The following is an 18,877-nucleotide window of genomic DNA, read 5'->3' as shown; positions in this document are numbered from 1 at the left end:
TCCACGTAGCTGCGCGGACCGATTTCTCGGCTTCTAACTGATTGGAAGGAGCAGGTACGACGCACACGTGACCTATAAAGGTTAGTACACCAAAACGATGACTATCCCGCTCGCGCGTTCCCCGCGAATGGCTCTTCGGGATCACCACTACACCATCAGCCACAAGCGCAAGCACGGCAACCATCGCGGGCGCGGGCATCTCAAAACGCAGAACGTTGCTTTCAAGTGGGCGCCGAGCGTTCGTATAGGAGCTGATCGTACAGCTCGAGATAGCGATCAACCATTTGGCTGGCTCTGAAGTATTTCTCATACCGTTGCTTGGCCCGGTCGCCCATTTGTGCCGCCAACTCAGGGTTTTCGAGCAGAAACCGCATTGCTTCTCTCAAAGCGCCCGGATCGCTCGGCGGAATGATGAGCCCTGTTTCGCCGTGGATATTGACGTAACTCGTACCGGTTCCAACTTCACTTGAGATGAGAGGCCTTCCATACATGGCGGCTTCTAGAAGTGTGATGCCAAACGCTTCTGAGCGAAGATGCGAGGGAAACACCGCGGCATAGCACAGATTGAAGAGTGCGACTTTTTCGCCGTCGGTTAGAGCTCCGACAAAGTGTATGTCCGTCAATTTCAAGTCAATGGCATGTTGACGAAGTTCCGCTTCAATTGGTCCTGCTCCAGCGACAACGACGGAATAGTCCGTGCCACGGAGTGCGTCGAGCAGAATATGAAGCCCCTTGTAATATCGGAGGACTCCCACGAACAAGAAGAAGCGCTTGCCGATCAAGTCGGGCCATTTTGTGCAATGCGACGCGTCGTGATCGGGATAGGTCGAACGATCCAGACCTATTGGAATTACTTCTGTTTTCCCTCGTAAACCTGTGAGGGTTTCACTGGTTCTTAGATAGTTCGGTGAGGTCGCGACTATTCTATCGACGCTCTTCAGAAATCGGCGCATCAACGGCCCATAGAACTTTAGCAGCAAGCGCTGGCGGATAATGTCTGAGTGATACGTCAGCACGACGGGTCTCGATGCCTTCGTCGCAAAATGGACCACGTCTGCAAATGGCCACGGGAAGTGGAGATGAATAATATCCGCGCGTTGTGCAAGCGCGGAGAATTTTGAGAACGCTCTAAGGGAGACGCCCGTGGAGCTGATCTCAAAAGTCTGCCGGACGCGGTGCGTGATATGATTGTCAAACCGAGCCGTCTCGTCGTCAGCGTTTGTGGTCAGGGACAGCACTTCAACCGCTATGCCTCGCTGGCTGCTGCCATGTGCCAGCTGGAAAATGAACTGTTCAACGCCTCCGTGGGAGTCCGGGTGATACGTTTTGTAGAAGTGCAGAACTTTCAAGATCGACCTCGGACTAACACTAAAACGGAGGCGCGATCTCTCACGTTTTTGGTTCGCTCTAGTTGCTTAGAGTTTCAAAACGCATAAGAAAGTCAACCGGGCCTGAGACTGCCCAACGAAGAGGAGGAGGCTTTTTTCTTCTTCCGTGTCTTTGTCTCCGTCGCTTCCATGGCTGATCGCGATGTACGACGTTGGCCAGCTTCGCCGAATGTGATCATCGGTCTGGAAAGCCGTGATGTCAGCATGCTAATGTTGCGGTTTACTCGAATAATTGCGAGGAGGGGCGCCGCACTTCTCCGGCCATGGGCGCCTCATCCTCCAACTTCGGTTTGTGGGCAATCACTCTGAAAGTGGGGGATCGTACCCTGACTCCGAATCCCGTCTGTCAGACATCACGTGCTGCCTGGATATGTGAGGAGGCGACGAAGGTGCCGGACGGCCTCATAATTGGCCAGGCATTTGTCGTGAGCGATCGATCGCGGCTTTTATTTCGGGTCGTGGCTCGAACATGATCACGTGCCTCATTATCCTCACCGAACTGAAACGCTTCAGAACAAGACGATGATGCGCCTCGATCCAAATGCCGCGACCATTGCCACCAAAGGCATTTACTGCTTCTGGGTGTGCCGCGTGGTGAGAGCTTGGGGCACGGCGCCATGAAGTGTGCCGCAATCCTTCAGCCTATGCGATGGGGACGCTGTAGCCGCGTTGTTCGAGACAAGAGGTAGCCGGCGCGCCGAACGGAATCATATCTCTCGATGGATCGACTAAAGGCAGCGTGAGGGTAACCGCAGCTTCGGATAACTTTAGCAATTTGAGATATTTCGAATGCGCTTTCGATGTGTAAATAAAAGGCGGCGGGCTTTTCCACGGTGAGGGGATTGCTGATGGTGTTAGCGGCGCAGCCCGACAGAATGAGCGCTCCAAGAAACAATAGTTGGCGAGCAAGTCAGGAACGGACGTCGCAATCACGAACGATGTCAGGTGTGGTAACTGTCAGCCCCATGGAAGACGTTTTGCGGATTTGATCATTATCTTGGCTCAGGGGATTTACATTGAGAGCATGGCTATAGGGGCTCTCATAGTCGTATAGGACCCGCCCATGTGGCTCGTCGTCACCGCAGGCATTTTGCTGGCCCCGATTTCTGCTCGGGCAGCTTACCGGATTGGATTTAGGACAGGCCGTCGGCGCGCGATCGCGAATTGCCATCGCTTGGTTCGGGCGACGCACTCAAACTGCAACCACTGAAGCGAAAGGATAAGTGAAGCGTGCGTGATCGGTACGATTTCGACTGTGATTTGCGCGTTTGCAAATTCTAGTTTAACGAGCCGCTAGCGCGCGCTATCTATCTTTGGTTGGACACCAAACAAGCTTGCTTGGAATGCTTACCGATCGATACGTGCTGCTAGGCCTTGTTCTCTGCGCCGGACCACTTGCCGTCCTTGGGCACGGAGTCCTCGGGGCTGGATCGGTTACCACCGCATTTCTGCTGGGGTTGCCGATCGCGGCGCTGATCATTACCGGTGACTGGCGAGGCTTCTCTTCAAACATTTGCGATGTGCTGTTTACTGTCCTGATCTGCTGCGTCGTGGCCTCCCTTGCGGTCAATGGCTTTGGGCCGAACGCAAAGGAGCCTGTTCTGCTCCTCATCACACTCGCTGCCTATCCAGCGGCGCGGCTCAGCGGCAAGCTCTTCAAGCTCGACGGACTCATCCTCGTGATCTGTTTCGTTGTCGCAGTCGCAACTGCTGCCACCATCCGCGACCTGATTGCTCAGTGGGACGACTCTCACGGCAAGCCATTCGTCTTTGGCTTGTTCGATGCGGCGCCGACACAGTTCGCGACCGCAATGTCCTTTGGGGTTCTGGCCGCGGCCAGCCAACCGCTGACCGTGCGCCGAGGGCTCTTCATCTCGGGCGCTGCTGCCCTCCCGACGATCGTATTCGCGGCTTCAGTGGTCCGCTTCAGTCTCTACGCGATGCTGTTGACGCTCGCCGTCGGCGCGATAGTCGGAAAACGTGAGCAACGCAAGCCGGTCCTGATCATCGTCTGCGTTCTGCTAGCCGCGGTCGTTGCCGGCATGGCGGCCCGATCGAGAACGACATTGGTGTTTCTCGATCGCTTCCTGACATCGGCCGGGCTCGAAAGCGTCTCCGCCGAAGACCTGCGATCGCCGTCTTCTATTCCGTTCGACCACGGTAAACTCCGTACCCCGACGGTGCCCGTGCTAAGCTGCGAGCCGATCGACATCGACAACTCGCTTGCTATCCGAATCCAACTTTACAAGGACGCAACGAGGCTGCTGGGCTGGGCCGGATTCGCTGGCCTCGGCCTGGACGGGTTTGCGGCGGTAACCTGCGTGACCGGCCATCCTGCCCACAACTCCTATCTCCAAACCATCATCGAAATCGGCTGGCCCGGAGGCATCGCCTTTCTGCTGCTAACCGTTTTCGCATTCGGTCCCGGACGTGTTTCGCTGACGTCACCTGAACTGCGGTTTGCCGGCCTTGGTCTGCTCTTCGCGGTGCTCACGTCGGTGGTGTACGGCCGCTTGAGCCGCGATATCGCGCTCTTCCTTTTTCTTGGCCTTGCAGCGGGCGTTCCTCGCTGCGGAATCCCTAACCCCGCGCGCTCGTAGGAGCGTGCTTCTCGTCACATGCCCAAAGATATTAGCGTCCCGTTCAGCAGCATCATCACTCTAATGCCGATCGTCTTCTTGCTCGGGGTTCTCGCGGGCATTGCCTACAGGATGGGAGTTCAGGACGGCAAAGAGCGAGCCATTGAGGATTTCGCGCGCGATTACCAAACGCGCGACGGGCGAGGGGAGTAAGGCCATGTGGTGTGCCGGTGTTCTTGTTGTCGTGGGGGCACTTCTCGGTTGCGCAATCGGTATCATCCTCACTCAATGGGAAGAGAAAAGAAAAAAATGAAGCAGCTATGAAGACCAAATCAATGCCGTTCCTTATCCTCTCCTGCGTGCTGCTGAGTGCGTGCGCGTCGCGTGAGGAAATCGCGCTCAAGAAGGCCGCAGCCGAGCGAGTAGCTCAAGCTGATCGTGCGAAGCGCTGTGCTTCGTTTGGTTACCAGCGCGGTACACCGGACTACAGCAAGTGCCTTGAACGCGCGTATGTGCAGGACCAGCAGACACGGGCGATAGAGGAGGCCAACCGGCGGGCGCAAGCCCAAGCGGCAGCGGAGGGGCTACAGCGGGCAGGCGCAGCGCTGCAAAGCATCTCTTCGCCAACCCAGCCGATGATCCACTGCAACACGGTGCCCACAGGCATGGGCACGAGCACAACTTGTTTCTGAGCAAGGACTCTCGCAATGCCCTTCAACGACGAGCGGCCCTGGCAGATCGCCCGCGAACTGGAGCGACGGCGAGTGGCAGTCTGGTGGCGGCGACTGTGGCGACTGATCCGCCGCCTGTTCACGTGACGAAGCGTATAACCTCGGCGATCGGTCGTGTGTTATTGTTGGTTGCGTCTCGGCGGCTCAATCGTTCTCATCTTTCGCTCGCCGCGTTGGTCAAGCACGGCAATGCGCGTCGACATTGCCGTGACCTGTCTTTCTAGAATCTGGATCCGGTTTAGCATCTGGGTATGCAGCGCGTCACGCATGGCCAGTCTCCAGACGCAGTTCTGGACCATCCAGCACCCGATGAATAAACACCCGTCGTCCTGCTGGACGCGCACAGCCATTTTGAAGATCGTTGCAGGCAGCGCTGGGATCCGTGGCTCGACTCGATTGAAAAAGGCCCAGGATCACATCGTGGTGCACGAGGGCAAGGGCGACTTAACGCACCGTTGGGTTGCTTCTATTAAAGATTGTGATGATAGTGAATCACCATGAAGCGCGCCGCACTGTGGACTATCGCAGTCCTCTTCATTGCGATCTGTTGGATTGAACTTATGCGGATCGACCACGCCCTGGTTGAGATCGATCGGCAAGCTGAACATTCAGCGTCTCATGGCCGATAGACATTCTCACATGCTGGCCTTCGCTTCTAGAATTCTGTTGAGCGCGCCGACTGGTGGCACACAATCGTCGCTGGCCTAGGCAACGCACAGCGCAGCAGTCGCTTAACCGATGATCCGACGACTTTTTGACGGAGGTTCGGGGCATGCCGCGAACCTGTTGCAGAGCTCTGAAGGGCGAAACTGAAACACGCCGCGCGACAGCGTCACGCAGGCTCGCGTTTTATCCGGGCGCTGGAGTATCATTGCCCGATACGCGCTAGTGCACCCAATCGACGCGGTGGCGCTTCGCGCGAAGATACTGCCTTTTGTGTTCGATCGCGCGCCTGGCGCTCTCAAGGCAGTAATCCTTCGTGGGAAAATTCGGCATAGCTTGCACTTCGGCTAACCACTGCTCCCAGGTTTCGATTGGGTCGAATGGTCCCGGCCAGAAGTCCTCGCGGATACATCCCGTCCACGATATTGGCTTGTTGATCACCGTACCATCCCTGCTCGCCAGCTTTCGTTGCCCAGGAGCATTTAGGAACTGAACAAGCCGCTTTTCGGCAATGCCTTTTGTCCTTTGCTTGGCCGCAAAGGTGCATTCGCTCGGCTCTCAAGCTTTTCGCGCAAACTCGGCTGCCTATAGAACTGAAGTAAGCCCTGACCGACTTCGTCTACCCTTGTCGTAGATTTTGGGAGTGTGCGCCGTTCGCATCCAGGGATGACCATCTGTAGCCCGGCCGACGTTCGTTCGACTCCAGACATCTAAGCCCTCCGTTAGTCACCTGAATATACAGGTGGGATGCCGTTTGCAATTTCCCATGCGGGATCCCGACGAAATACGAAAAAGATTTTGCGACAATCAGGCGTGTGCGCCCGAGACTTTGTCGACAGCGGCGTCATACCGAAAACCTCAGCCTCGAACACGAACATTCCTCTAGTGTTTTCAGATGAGATCTCTAATGACTGGAGCTATACGAAAAACACTTGATTGCCGTATATCATGGTGTATGATCGTCTTCGTCGTTGGTGGCGATCATGAAGCGTGTCGGCATTTATCTCAGGGTTTCAACTGGCGGACAGACGACGGAAAACCAACGGCGTGAGCTGGAAGCAGTCGCCGCACGATCCGGATGGGACGTCGTTAGCATTTACGAGGACGCCGGCATCAGCGGCGCGAAGGGCCGTGATAAGCGTCCGGGCTTTGACCGGTTGCTGAAAGACGCGACCGCGCGCAAGCTCAATATGGTGGCTGCTTGGTCGGTCGATCGGCTGGGCCGGAGCCTTCAGGATCTTGTCGGGTTTTTGACGGAGTTGCGCGCGCTCGAATGCGACCTTTACCTTCATCAACAAGCGCTCGATACGAGCACACCAGCGGGTAGGGCGATGTTTCAGATGCTCGGCGTCTTTGCCGAGTTCGAGCGCGGGATAATCCGTGAGCGGGTGAACGCCGGGCTCGCCAGGGCCAGAGCGAGGGGAACGAAGCTAGGTCGCCGGCCGGTGAAACCAGCTATCGAGGCGCGCATTCGGGAGCTGAAGGCTGAGGGGATGGGCATTCTCAAGATCGGCCGCACGGTCGGTGTCGGCACGAGCGTGGTGCAGCGGGTGCTTGGCCAGTCAGGTTAGCGCGTCTACGGGGCTCGTCCTGAGCTTCAGCCGGACGCATCGGGGCTCAGCCGCAGGCATGATGCGGCTACGGGGCGAGCCGTGCGCAGCGGTGGCGGATTTTAAGGTGCGGTGAGTAGAAATACGGCTTTCGGTTTCCCCTGAGGAACAGACATTCCTAGTGTCAGCCGTCATGTTTCAAACGGGCCGATACTGTTGAAGAAGTCGGAAATAACGCCACGGCAAAAACCGCACTGAAATCAGCTCGGAGCGAGCTCCAACAAGAAAAGCCTTCGTAATAAAGCTAGGAGGCGGTCCTGACTAGATCGACGTGGTCCCCCACGTTCAGCGGCGTTAAGGCACATCAGTCGCCCTTAAAAAATGGCCTGCTCGCAGCAAAGGACTTTTCAACAGAATCACCCCAAAAGCAGACATCAGTGCCCCAGAGTTGATCCGCCACGCGGCTGTACGCGGGGTGCGCCGGTTCTTCACCTTGATCTGCGATGTCCGCTTGCGCTGGTGGCGTCGGTTGCCGAGTTCAAGGCGATCGTTGCCGAGAAATATGCCTCTGTGCAGGCATTGGCGGCCTCCGAGGCGCGTTTGGCGGCGGCGGTCGAGGGCATGAGGTTAGATGACCGCGCCGCTGTCGGCGATCTTACAAGCCGCATCGATCGCATACTGAGCACGATGCAGGGCCAGCATTGAAATGAGCTGCCCCTGGCTTCGGCTAAACGGCTGCCGATGACGGCCACCTTGTCGAGATCGAGCCGCGCTCCATAGCGGGTAAGTCGCCTCACATCGAAGGCGAAGCGCGTACCATGCTCTTCCTTCAAGGCGGATCGAAATATCTCGTTCGGGAGACCGTCGAGCAAATCGACATGATGCTCAGGAAGATATTGCTGTAACGGCGGGTTCGGCAACGGCGTCGCTAGAGCTAACCACGACATGCTTTCTCACGATGCGGGTGTGTTGCTGCGCTATCGACCAATGGTCCTTCCTGTTGTTGGGATACTGGAAGGATTTTTTCGTGAACTGACCCTGCCTGCAGACAAGGTTGTAGCGCTCTACATAAACCGGCACAGCGCCCGCGATGGCGTCAACGACTGTTGGCCCTGTCATATCGTAGACGCTGGCAAGAGAATCGGCGCCTATGTTGGCAACGATCTTGTCCGCAATCGCCTTAAAGACCGCGTTGCCCGGAACGCTGGCGAGAAAGTAATTCGTCAACATGCCCTCGGGCGGCCGGACGAATAGCTCGGTTTGATCGGGGTTCAAGAATGCTTCCGGCGACCACGACAAAGCGGCATCAATATCCATGTAGACACCGCCGTAAACGAGCAGGACGAGCACGCGCCAAAGATCGGCCTTCGCCGCTCCGATCTGGAGGCGCGAATAGCAATCATAGATTTCAGCCGAAAAATTCTCTCTGATGAATCGGTCGCAGTCCTCATCACCGCAAAACCGAAACTCATAGGTTGGTGCCATCCATCGGTTGAACCGATAGTTCACATAGACCGAGAGGGTGACTTTGTTGGTGTAGTTGGTCTGCCAGACAATGCGCGGTATTCTTTTTGGAGACGTTGAGCGCGCCAGCGGGGCCGCGTTGGCAGGAATGGTGTATCGCTTCCCCGGTCTCAGCCAAATATCCAAATAGAAGGCAATCTTAAGGATGTTGCCGAGCAACTGCACACATCGTGTGCTTGCTCGCCGCCCCAGCGACTTCATTTAAGGCACTTTCCCCAGCCACTTCTTGCGGCTCTAATACACTGCAACCTGGCCGAGCAAACACACTTCAGTTCACGTTCGCTTTATCTAGCCATGCAGTCACCGAACGATGACCAGCGATCGTCGTCACGCCGCTTGAAACTGTCGGGCGACCCGTAGAGTGTGCCTGAAGAGGTATCCATGAAGAGGGCCAATCCGCCGGATGTGATCATTTGCGCCGCTGTTCGCGCCTCCAACGGAAAGGTCGTGAGCGGCTACCGACACAACGACGCTATCCGTGAGCTTCAGGCTATGCACGGATATGAGTTCGAACAGCCAGACGGGCAGAACCAAGGATTCGTCACATCAACGAACAGGTTCGTAAATCGACGAGAAGCCTATCGGCTGCATTTGGCGAGCGGCAATCACTCCCGAGAAGGGCATGCGTCTCGCTTACGAGCTCGGTCAGTCCAAGGACGGCAGGACGCGAGCTGAGCGCGTGGCCGCATTGCGAAACGCGGCCGAGACGCTGTAGAAGGCCGTCAAGATTGAGCGCCACGCTTAGGCGTTTCGCTCCGCAGCCCGACCGATGCCGGATGTAAGCACGGTCGGGCTGCACCATTTCCGGAGGTTCGATGGACGAGGCGATACTGGAATTGCCGGTACTCCACCGTTGGGATACCCCTGAACTCGAAACCGAGGTCCGCGATATCCTTGAAGCTGTCGAAGCGCCGCCGGTCGACGCAGAGGTGATGCTCAAATTGCAGCGAACTCTATACCGCGGCCGCCAGTTCAACACCGACGGCCGCGGGAGGATCGTTCTCGCCGCCCGCTGCATCTTGGAGTCCAACGGCAACGAGAGCGCCTTCCGTCAGCCATTCGTCAGCGCTGTCATGGGGCGATAATCCTTTCAGGGTTGCCACTGAATGCGGTGACAATTGGAATCGTCGTAGTCGCTTGTCTTGCCGCCCATACCGCGGGCCCCAAGGCGATGATCAGATCGACCTGGGCCGCGGCCAGTTCGGTGGCCAGCCCCGGGAGCCGGTCGAGCACGCCATCTGCGTGTCGTTGGACAAGCGCGAGATTTCGTCCCTCGACATATCCCAGATCGCGCAGCGCGGTGATTGAACGACGCGGACGTCATGCGCTGCGGCATAGTTGAGAACGCCAACGGTCGGAGTGCGTCGCTGCGCTTGAGAAGGGACTACAGGGGTCGCAACCAATACAAGGCAAGCAAGCAGACGGGCTACCGGTTTCGTCCGCATGATGGTCCTCCCCTTGCTCATAATCGGCAACGGTAGCGCCGAATTGCGAAACGGCCGATGTCAGCCTCGGCGGTCAGCCTACACCGAGCGCGCCCACCCCCTGGAGAAAATTCTTAAATCTTCGGAGCAGAAGCGAACCGTTGCGCGGGTCAGTTTGAGGTCGGTCGTGCAACCCCCGAAAATTCGGCCGTCGTTGACGATCCGCACACTCGAATTCGTCATTTCCTGCATTGCACTCGTGTATATAGCTGCAGCTATGGGGCCTTTTCCCTCGGGAGGAAGCGATGGCCATCGAGAGTTCCCGTAATCCTGGCGCCTTTCGTGACTTCGAACATGATGGTTGGGAGACCGTCAGTGTTGGGTATGAGCGGCACTTTGCGCGACTTACCACTCAAACCGTACCGGCCATTCTGGATGCTGCCCATGTCGCCGAGGGGATGCGCGTCCTCGACGTCTGCACCGGGCCGGGAATGCTTGCTGGAGCGGCGGTGAAGCGAGGAGCGCAGGTCGTCGCCCTCGACTTCTCCGGCAAGGTCATTGAGATTGCCAGGCGCAACGTGCCTGGCGCCGAATTTCGGCAGGGTGATGCCCAAGCCCTGCCTTTCGAGGCCGACAGCTTCGATAGTGTTGTCTGCGGTTACGGTATCATCCACGTTCCGGAGCCGCAGAAAGCCCTTTCGGAGATACGCCGCGTGCTGAAGCCCGAGGGTTTTCTCGCCGCGAGCGTTTGGGAAGCAGCGAAGCCAGGCAACGGTTTCGGCCTTCTCTTCGGCGCCATCAGGAAACACGGTGACCTCAACGTGCCTCTGCCTCACGGTCCCGATTTCTTTCAATTCAGCGAACCCGACAAATTGAAAGCAGCAATTCAAGAGATCGAATTCCGTGACGCAGCTGTCGAGACCGTTGAACAGACCTGGGAGTTAGCCGACCCGCTAGGCGTGATAACGGCGATCCTCGAAGGTGGTGTGCGAGCACGCGCTTTGCTGTGCGCCCAGACCGAGGACGTGCGCAACTCGATCTCCGCGGCGGTGGTCGAGGGGATGCGGCAGTATCGCTCTTCCGATGGTGTCTATCGAGTCCCCATGCCGGCCTTGGTGGGCTCAGGAAGGAAGTGATTAGTCCTGCTCGCTGGTTCGCATGGATGGAGAGAGGACCCGCCGTGGCGGCCTGGACGGGCGTCCTTAATAGGGTCAATCGCGTCAGTTTTGGCCCGTTCGCCGGATGTCTGCCTATCCTCTGACAGCTGCGGAATAGCAGACCTCCCACAGAACTGCTTGGGGCCAAAACCGGTCCCGCGCTTCTGCAACTACGCATGAGAGCGGAAGGGCTGTTACTCGATGACCTCGTCGGCGCGGGCGAGCAACGGCTCGCGGATCAGGAGGCCGATGTCCCGCGCCGCCTTGTGATTGATGACGAGTTCGAATTTCGTCGGCCGATAATAAGGAACGTCACCGGGCTTCGCACCCTTGAGGATTTGGTCCGTGGCACGAGCGACTTGGTGAAACAGCTCAACAAAATCGACGCCATAGGCCATTAGCCCGTCGCCGTCCTCTACATACGAACGAAATGGGTAAATGGCCGGCAACTGGTATTTCTTAGCCAGATCGCCGATCAGTTGTGCCTTCGTAATGAGTTCTGGACTCCCGTCGACGAAGAGCGCGTCGGCACCTTCCTGCGACATGAGGGCGAACACACGGCGATACTCTGCCTCGCTCGCATCCTCGAGAAAGAAGGGGCCCACGACTGCGATGCCTGCCTTCTCAGCCGCCGCCTGCATCGAGGCTCCTTCCGGGTTTTGTCGCAGCCCCAGAATTGCGAGCTTCGATAATGTTGGAACGATTTCCCGGAAAAGCTCAAGCCGTTTGCCCCAAATCTCCAATCCGGCATCGACGCTAACGCCCGTGATGTTCCCGCCCGGTCGTGACAGGCTCGGCACAAGGCCAAGCTTGACCGGATCGCTGGTCATCGCAACGATCGGTATGGTGGACGTTGCTTCTTTGAGAGGGACCACCATCCAGTTAGTAAACGCCAAGATAAGATCGGGATTGCTTGCTGCGACATCGCGCGCGAGCTTAGGGTAGATCTCGGCACGCCCCTCGCCGGAATAACGCTCGATTACGAGGTTCTTTTCCTCTACGTAGCCGAGCCGGCGGATTTCCAGGAAAAGCTCGCGCCAGAACCGATTGCTGCTACTTTCGGTCAGCTCAGTAACCGGCCACAATGGATGCAATATCGCGATCCGGTACACCTTTTTCGATTGCTGCGCCCGTGCGCCAAACGGCAGTATGACTCCTGCGCCAATGAACGCAATGAACTCCCGACGTCGCATGCGTCCCTCCCTCAACGCCAAGAACGGGAGTTAGGCTACCAGCTTCCCAATTGGTTGAGTGTGATGCAATTGGTCGCATACAGGACGGGCTGTGCCTGCCGGACCCCAGATGCAGGCTCGGAGGGACATCACCTTTCGAGTTAGGCGAACATGAGCACCAGCGCTGCGTCCATTTCCGGTCAGGGCCAAAACGGCAATGCTCTGACTGAGCAGAAATGTTCTGCTTACAACCCAAAAGCCGACGTCCGCGCCCTAGAATTCATCCGCGGCTGTACGCTGGGTGGTCGCGGTTCTTCCCCTTGATCTGCGATGTCCGCTTATCCCCCAACAGCAGCGTAGAAGCAGACATTGCACGAAGTCCGAGAAGGGCCGATTGACCAAGCCAACTCGAACAAAATCAATTAGCGCCCCTATTTGCATGACGGAGCATCTGCCGCGTTGCCATAGGATAACGCACTTCCGCTTTTGGCGGCATAGCGGACTTTGGCCAGACTTGCCGGTAGGTCAACCGGGCACGAACCCGCAGCAGACGCACCTTTAGCAAGCCAACCTTCGCTTCAAGGAGCGAATTAGGGTCGCCACGCTTCGGAACCTGCACCTATAAAGTTTGGACAACGTCGTGTCGGAGACCACAAGCGGGCGCGCAGGAAGGCTGCTCATAGGGGACAAAAGGTAATCCAATGGATACGCGTTTTTCTCATCCATTCTGACAATGACAACAAGTCCGGGACGGGGCTTTGCCCCACGCCGCAATGTCCATGCCGGACAATTCCTTTGAGAATGCTGCCAGCATCGTGCCACCCGAACTGATATGAAGAACCCTTCCTTCACCATCACGCACCCGCCCGCCCGCTCAACGATCAAGCTCGGATTAGTCAGCGCCAAGCTAAGGCCAATTTCGTTGGCAAGTTGTTTGATCAAGTGAGCGCGTTCGATACGGGTCTCGAGATAGTCGTAGTTAGTCTCTGGAACATATCCGATCAAGGCATACGCATTGCGGAGGCTGCCAAATCGGCGATCATAGACGTGCGCCTTCGGCGTGCTCCTTTCCCGATCTATAATGGAGCGAGACAGATTTCCGTGCCTCAGTTGAAGTATCCTGAGCCTCTTGAGCAACTCCTCCGATGTCAGCTTTTGCAAGCGCTCCTCTAGGATGCGCTGGGCCCTGTCGAAGATATCCCGAGTAACGATCTGTTCGAGCGCATTCTCCCCTCGAACCCATTTACCTTTGCCGTTGACGATACGACGCTGTCTCAGGCGGTTCGACGTTCGATTGTAGACCGTATTTCCTACATAGGCTTCATTCCGAAGCATGCGCCCAATCATCTGAAGATCCCATGACATTCCGCGATGGTTGGGAACGCCCCTGGCATTCAGCTCTCGCGCGATGTGCGTCTCATTTTTTCGTCCAATGACGAAACTCTCAAATATCCATCTGACAATCTCGATTTCGTTGGCTGGTCCAGCTCGCAAGACCACTCTGTCCGTTTGGAGGGCTTTCTGCTGACCGTGCTCCAGTAAGCTCTTGCGGTTTCCTTTCGCATCGACCAGCTCTCTGCGTAACCCAAAACCTGGCTGACCGCCCACCCAAAAACCGAGCCTCGCAATTCGGCTCTGCCCTGCGAACACTTTCTCTGAGAGTTCGCGGCTATACTCCGCAGCCATAAGCCGCTTAAGATTTTTAAAAATGCCGGACAATGGACTTCCGTCATTCTCAAAGACCTCGGCACAGTAGATGACTTTCATGCCTGCTTTTTTGCAAATAAATTCATAATGCGCGCTTTCGTCGGTGTCTTGAAATCTGCCCCAACGGCTCACATCAAACACTAAGACATTTGCAAAACCGCTCGTTCCTGATTGGACGTCGTTAAGGAGGCGGACGAGCCCTGGTCGGTTGTTCAGCCTTAGTCCACTCGTCGCCTCATCAACGTATGTGCGCACGATAGTCAGCCTGTGCTCGGCAGCGTATAGCGCGATAGCAGCCAATTGATTAGGGATAGAATACTGCTGTCGATCCGTCGACATGCGAATGTACTGCGCCGCTCGCTGGTCCTCCTCTTGGCGTCGTGGCAATCGCGAGTTTCGGACGGTGAGTGCAGTTCCCATGACCGACACCCCGCACAGTCTGGCGGTCTCTAGCCTATCCTAGCGGTGCCGCTGCGAACAGCGGTGTGTAGACCGTTGTTCACCTATCGTCATGCCACTAGAGGTCCGTCGTTTCACTGCGCTGTCACCGTTTACGGCGGCGCGCTCAGTGCGAGTATATATTTTCCGCGCTGCCCTCGAACTCGGACATTGCTCGATGCAGCCGGCATGTCTCAAACGGGCCAAACGCTGGAATTCGGAGCAGACACCGTGCTGTTTTGACGGACAACGGATCGCTGAGTGCTGTAGCTCGTCGAACCGTGATATCCGAAGGCGTCGCCCGGTAGCGTTGGCGAAACGCTGCGGCTACCGATGACTGTGCCCGTTACGTTGCGCTTGGGTATAACAATAGTTATTCGCGCATCCGTGTCGGGCTCGTGCCCCTTCGCTCGTCCTCTGGACGCAAAAAGGAGGCAAGCCATGTCTGAACACACCAACAACGCCGAAGAAATCCGGATTAAGGCCCTTTTAGAAGCCTGGACCGACGCCGTCCGTCGGCACGACGTTCCTGCCATCATTGCTCATCATGAGCCGGACATATTGATGTTCGACTTGCCGCCGCCTCTGCAATGCAAGGGAATCGAGGCATACGAAAAGACCTGGGACCTGCTCTTCCGCTATCACCAGCCTGGGACGGCCTTCGACATACAAGAGCTTACCATAACCGCGGGCCAGGACGTTGCCTTCGGAGCGGCAATCATGCGCTGCGGTCCCGACTCGTCAAGCAATCCGGCGGACAAAGACGGTTTCCTGTTCCGGCTGACCGTGGGCCTGCGCAAGGTAGACGGCCACTGGCGCGTTGCGCATGAGCATCATTCCGTACCAGCAACTGACTAAGGCCGCCACCAACAGCGCGCGCGGCCCAGCTATCCAAGGCGGGAGCGTGAAACCACACCCTGGCGCCTCCCGTATATTCAGCAAAGAGGTGTGCGCGCCGAGATCAATCGGCCGATCGCCTTCCTGGACGCTGCCGAGCTCGATCAGGACGAGCGCGATGGACGCGAGGTGCTGCTATGACTCGACAACCGACGCATCCACGGCGCCGCATCCCCGCGTCTCACGGATCGAGACGTCGAGCGACTCCTCCTCGATATGATCGAGGCGCACGCGCCTGAGCCGGAACCGGTAATTCTTTGGCTGATGGATCGGATCGCAAGCCATGATATCGTCGCCGGGCTGCAAAAGCTGCCGGCCCGCGCGCTAAACGAGCCGCTAACGCGAGGAGGCGGCCAACGCGCTGGATCATCCTGGTGCGCAGCAATGCGACGAAACAGGGATGAAACCATTTTCCGGCTTTCACGAAGGCATGGTGAAACCGATGGCTATTAGGAGGACGCACGGGGCAAGGGCTGCATAGAGGGCGACGACAAATGGCGGACAGCAGCGGCTTGAAACTGGTGGGTCTCATCTTCGCAAGCGTCATGATTGCCGTGATGCTGACCACGACCATGGTCGTGAAGAACTATGGCGACGGCGTCTATACGCTGGAGAGGACAGCCGCCTACGGGCGATAAAGGCTAACGCAACGAAGCCGATTTAGCGCGCCGTCATTGACGGTTCGCAATGGACGCGACGGACGAGCTGCGGCAGAAAATGGGCTCGCCCGCCGCCGGACTGATCTCCTCTCTAGGGGCTGGAAACTACAGGCCTGCCAGACACGCGCGGTGGCGTCGGCACCAACCTTAAGTTAATCCCCGTAATCTACTCAATCCACTGGCGGAACCGGTGTCAGCAGCCGCCACGCGAATTTAACGCATCAGCGGGGCGCGCTGCGCGACGGCGCGGAGGCAACTCCGCGCGTCCCGGCGCCGATCCTATCCCCAAGAGATTGACCATTGCCAGCGGCAATGCGCGCGCTTCTTCATTCGGACAAATGTCATGCGGCTAATGGTGCAGCGAGCGGGATCACGTCTTGGAGAGGTGTGACGCAGATCACACGCACGGGTTGCATTCAGCGGTAGTCAGGCAACCTCAAGCTTCTCAAACCAGACAGGGGTTTGACATGAAGAAGAGTCTGACGATTGCTGCACTCATGCTCGCCGCTGTGCTCGGGATAGCATCGGGCCGGTTGGTATCACACTCGCCCACCGTCAATGGGCAGATCACCGGTGGCTACATCCAGCCCGCAGCAGCCTCAAGCCTTCCGTAGAGCCGATCTCCCGGTTCAGGACTTCGATGACCGGTCGGTCGTATTCCCGAGGGAAACCAAGCCGTGAACAGGTAGCGCTAGCCCCGGAGGCGCGACCTATCAGGCGTGGCTACCGACCATCGCGACTGCGGCAAACTTTAGGGACAGTCCAGACCGCACGGGATTGGCCCTGCATGAAGCGCTACTATTTCGACTTGCGGGAGGACGACGCCCTGATTCTCGATGAAGAGGGGATTGAGCTTCCGAGCCTCAAAGCTGCACATTAGCGGCTGGAATAAACCAGCCCCACGGTCATTGGTCTCTCTTCAGCTTGCGCTTGCCCCAGTGGTGGTCTTTCCGGTCGGGATTGAACTCACGAACCCTGTGCCGATTCAGCGCCTGCATGAACCCGATCCGCGCCAGCATCGTTGGCCTGTTGCGCTCGACGGCTAGCATAAGCTCTGAGATTGCGCTCTGCCACTCGGTCGCCGCGGCTTCCTCCTTCGGCAGCTTCGTGATGTAGGTGGCGGCGTCGTGCAGCGAGACAAGCTTGCGGCCGTCCGTCAACTCAATCGGATCCTCAAATTCGCGATGCCAGCCAGTCGCGCGCTTTGCCATCTTGAGCCACAGCCATATCGAAGCTGAGGAACCGTCAGCGCGCAAGCGGCTAGCTCCGGGTCGCGATTGCTTCCGTGCGATGAGGTCGCACGATTCCGCTACTCATTTCCAAGCAGGAGATGATTGCTTCGCGGTTTTCTTTCGCCCGAGATTGGCGGACATGATCTCCCGCGCCACAGCACAGATGCCTGCGGGCTCGGAGAAGACCGCCACCGCCAGCCCGCGACGCCTCTCTCCGGGCCGCGCCTACCACCAAATGGGTACACCTCGTAACTAATCATAGCTTAGACGCTCGGCGACGCGATTGCATAGAGTTGCCAAGCCCGGGCGAGGAGCATTTCAATCTCGGTTTGATTGTTAGCCTGGGGGCCGCTGATCATCTCAGCGGCCTTTTACTTTAGGTGCAAGGCGGCGATCAGCGACTTCGCGGATTCGGTGTGGATGGACATAGGACTTGGCCCCGTTGTAAAGTTGCCCTGCACCCTTTTCGCAGGGCGTTATGGCTGATCCGAAGTGTAATACAGAACCGGAGATCACTCCCTGGCCTGACCGGATCCGGCGTACGGGTGAGCTGAAGGTATTCCCCGGGCCGAGCTTCACCGCGAGCGTCTGGGTGAATGATCTTGATCCGGCGATCACGACAATCAATCAGCTTCTCAAGCAGAGCGGGATCCATCTCGCCTTTAAAAAGGCAGACAAGGAGGCTGGCAGCCCGATCGTTGCCGAGACCTATCCAGGTTCCGGCCTCCACGGTAGCGCCGCGCTGTCAGTCGTAGATTCGCGCGGCGGCACTTCGATGAGTTCGGTGAAGCTGCGGGTGCCCGCAACTCCGAAAATCGGCCAGGTTGATGTCGGCAAGCCCGTGCGCCTGCACATCCTGGTGCATGAGCTTGTCCACTGCATCGGACTCTCGAATTGCGCACACAGCAAAGATGACGTCTTCATTGCCAAGCCGGTGATTTCGGTCGGCGCGTCCCAGGGAGGAAAGGTACTTCCGCTGGATGGGAGCGGCTCCGTCCAGCCACCGAAGTTCGGCGCGCACACGATCGAAAAGATTAAGAAGGCATGGCCGGAGACGTAGGGCCGATTATCACGGGGCGGCTGCTATCGCCCGGTGTTTTTTAAACCCGGCAGATGGGGGCCGTAGCGTGAGCAGTCCCTTTCGATTCTGGCGCGGGGAAGCACTTTCATTAGGCGAACAGGTCCTTGCCGGCCTGCGTCATCTTCACGAACGTGCCGCTTTCATGCAGCCAAAGCCAGCCGCGCTCGATCGCAAGGTTCAACCCCGCGCCGTATTCGGCCGGGCTGCCCCTGTCCCCGAACAGGAACGGCTCATTGATTTTCTCAATGTAGATCCGGCCGTCCTGGACCGCCACAAACGCGTTAGCGTGCTCCATCAGTCTGCGGGCGGCTTTTTCCGGGTCGGCGTAGGGGCGGGTTTCGGCGTACTTCATCAATAAGAATCACGATTTCCAGTCTCTGCTGAATGGCACAGCGTGGCCGATCCGGTCATGCCAATTCGGCACGATGTTCACAGCGCCTGCCGTCCCGCAAACTGTGCAGACGAGACACCAGCCAACACGCGACCAGGGCCGGTCTTGGGGCAAGGCGTCTAGGCGGAAATCGACCCTGCGATCACAGCCGCCATTGCACTGGATGTTGCAAGTAACGTGACCGCCGGCAATCCAGTCTGCTGGGCTGCCGGGCGGGAAGTAGCGGCCTGACCATTTCGTGTATCGACGACGCGCGCGCATGGCGCCATCACAGCGCCGCGCGC

At 57.7% G+C, this 18,877-nt stretch carries 19 protein-coding genes; 12 read left to right on the top strand and 7 right to left on the bottom strand.

Annotation, left to right across the window (positions count from 1 at the left end; genetic code table 11):
* Positions 1-221 precede the first annotated feature (221 nt).
* Positions 222-1,349, bottom strand: a complete 1,128-nt coding sequence (locus JQ553_RS08560; protein WP_212499448.1) for a glycosyltransferase family 4 protein — start codon at positions 1,347-1,349, stop codon at positions 222-224.
* Positions 1,350-2,845: 1,496 nt separating this feature from the next.
* On the opposite strand from JQ553_RS08560, the gene JQ553_RS08555 reads away from it, so the two are divergent.
* Positions 2,846-3,988 (top strand): O-antigen ligase, encoded by a 1,143-nt coding sequence (locus JQ553_RS08555; protein WP_212499447.1) that lies wholly within the window; start codon positions 2,846-2,848, stop codon positions 3,986-3,988.
* A 299-nt stretch (positions 3,989-4,287) separates the two neighbouring features.
* The gene (locus JQ553_RS08550; RefSeq protein ID WP_212499446.1) at positions 4,288-4,659 is read left to right on the top strand and encodes a hypothetical protein; all 372 of its coding nucleotides are present in this window, start codon (positions 4,288-4,290) and stop codon (positions 4,657-4,659) included.
* A gap of 158 nt (positions 4,660-4,817) precedes the next feature.
* Here JQ553_RS08550 and JQ553_RS08545 read toward each other — a convergent pair whose 3' ends face one another.
* Complete coding sequence (locus JQ553_RS08545; RefSeq protein ID WP_212499445.1) at positions 4,818-4,967, bottom strand: hypothetical protein; 150 nt, start codon at positions 4,965-4,967, stop codon at positions 4,818-4,820.
* Here JQ553_RS08545 and JQ553_RS08540 point away from each other — a divergent pair.
* The 3 genes from JQ553_RS08540 to JQ553_RS08530 all read left to right on the top strand — a co-directional run bounded on the left by JQ553_RS08540 (position 4,966) and on the right by JQ553_RS08530 (position 7,616).
* The gene (locus JQ553_RS08540) at positions 4,966-5,199 is read left to right on the top strand and encodes a hypothetical protein (protein ID WP_212499444.1); all 234 of its coding nucleotides are present in this window, start codon (positions 4,966-4,968) and stop codon (positions 5,197-5,199) included. The two genes, JQ553_RS08545 and JQ553_RS08540, sit on opposite strands and share 2 nt — an antisense overlap.
* A gap of 1,145 nt (positions 5,200-6,344) precedes the next feature.
* Positions 6,345-6,932, top strand: a complete 588-nt coding sequence (locus JQ553_RS08535; protein WP_212499443.1) for a recombinase family protein — start codon at positions 6,345-6,347, stop codon at positions 6,930-6,932.
* 498 nt (positions 6,933-7,430) lie between these two features.
* Positions 7,431-7,616, top strand: coding sequence for a hypothetical protein (locus JQ553_RS08530; protein ID WP_212499442.1), 186 nt, complete (start codon positions 7,431-7,433; stop codon positions 7,614-7,616).
* A gap of 180 nt (positions 7,617-7,796) precedes the next feature.
* Here the strand turns inward: JQ553_RS08530 and JQ553_RS08525 are convergent, their stop codons facing one another.
* Positions 7,797-8,636, bottom strand: coding sequence for a glycosyltransferase family 32 protein (locus JQ553_RS08525; RefSeq protein WP_212499441.1), 840 nt, complete (start codon positions 8,634-8,636; stop codon positions 7,797-7,799).
* 614 nt (positions 8,637-9,250) lie between these two features.
* On the opposite strand from JQ553_RS08525, the gene JQ553_RS08520 reads away from it, so the two are divergent.
* Both JQ553_RS08520 and JQ553_RS08510 read left to right on the top strand, forming a co-directional pair.
* Positions 9,251-9,520: a hypothetical protein gene (locus JQ553_RS08520; RefSeq protein ID WP_212499440.1), complete on the top strand. Its 270-nt coding sequence runs from the start codon at positions 9,251-9,253 to the stop codon at positions 9,518-9,520.
* Positions 9,521-10,164: 644 nt separating this feature from the next.
* Positions 10,165-10,995, top strand: coding sequence for a class I SAM-dependent methyltransferase (locus JQ553_RS08510; RefSeq protein WP_212499439.1), 831 nt, complete (start codon positions 10,165-10,167; stop codon positions 10,993-10,995).
* Between the two features lie 215 nt (positions 10,996-11,210).
* On the opposite strand, the gene JQ553_RS08505 is transcribed toward JQ553_RS08510, so the two are convergent.
* Both JQ553_RS08505 and JQ553_RS08500 read right to left on the bottom strand, forming a co-directional pair.
* Entirely contained in the window at positions 11,211-12,209 is a 999-nt protein-coding gene (locus JQ553_RS08505) for an ABC transporter substrate-binding protein (RefSeq protein WP_212499438.1), read from the bottom strand.
* A 537-nt stretch (positions 12,210-12,746) separates the two neighbouring features.
* A complete protein-coding gene (locus JQ553_RS08500) occupies positions 12,747-14,315 on the bottom strand; it encodes a recombinase family protein (protein WP_212499437.1) in 1,569 nt (522 codons plus the stop codon).
* Between the two features lie 459 nt (positions 14,316-14,774).
* Between JQ553_RS08500 and JQ553_RS08495 the strand changes: the two genes are divergently transcribed.
* From JQ553_RS08495 to JQ553_RS35220, 4 genes are all read left to right on the top strand, one after another.
* Positions 14,775-15,191, top strand: a complete 417-nt coding sequence (locus JQ553_RS08495; protein WP_212499436.1) for a nuclear transport factor 2 family protein — start codon at positions 14,775-14,777, stop codon at positions 15,189-15,191.
* Positions 15,192-15,724: 533 nt separating this feature from the next.
* Positions 15,725-15,868, top strand: coding sequence for a hypothetical protein (locus JQ553_RS08490; RefSeq protein WP_212499435.1), 144 nt, complete (start codon positions 15,725-15,727; stop codon positions 15,866-15,868).
* Between the two features lie 488 nt (positions 15,869-16,356).
* Entirely contained in the window at positions 16,357-16,503 is a 147-nt protein-coding gene (locus tag JQ553_RS08485) for a hypothetical protein (RefSeq protein ID WP_212499434.1), read from the top strand.
* A 173-nt stretch (positions 16,504-16,676) separates the two neighbouring features.
* Positions 16,677-16,769, top strand: a complete 93-nt coding sequence (locus tag JQ553_RS35220) for a DUF6894 family protein (RefSeq protein WP_409363039.1) — start codon at positions 16,677-16,679, stop codon at positions 16,767-16,769.
* A 25-nt stretch (positions 16,770-16,794) separates the two neighbouring features.
* Here JQ553_RS35220 and JQ553_RS08480 read toward each other — a convergent pair whose 3' ends face one another.
* Entirely contained in the window at positions 16,795-17,049 is a 255-nt protein-coding gene (locus JQ553_RS08480) for a hypothetical protein (protein WP_249144035.1), read from the bottom strand.
* Between the two features lie 550 nt (positions 17,050-17,599).
* Here JQ553_RS08480 and JQ553_RS08475 point away from each other — a divergent pair.
* Positions 17,600-18,181 carry a hypothetical protein gene (locus JQ553_RS08475; RefSeq protein WP_212499433.1) on the top strand — a complete coding sequence of 194 codons (582 nt, stop codon included), beginning with the start codon at positions 17,600-17,602 and terminating at the stop codon, positions 18,179-18,181.
* A gap of 109 nt (positions 18,182-18,290) precedes the next feature.
* Here JQ553_RS08475 and JQ553_RS08470 read toward each other — a convergent pair whose 3' ends face one another.
* A complete protein-coding gene (locus JQ553_RS08470; protein WP_212499432.1) occupies positions 18,291-18,554 on the bottom strand; it encodes a hypothetical protein in 264 nt (87 codons plus the stop codon).
* Between the last annotated feature and the right edge of the window lie 323 nt (positions 18,555-18,877).

It is taken from the genome of Bradyrhizobium lablabi (assembly GCF_018131005.1).
GTDB lineage: Bacteria > Pseudomonadota > Alphaproteobacteria > Rhizobiales > Xanthobacteraceae > Bradyrhizobium > Bradyrhizobium lablabi_D.
Note: the sequence above shows the minus strand (reverse complement) of the source record. Positions and strands in the feature narration are given on the sequence as shown.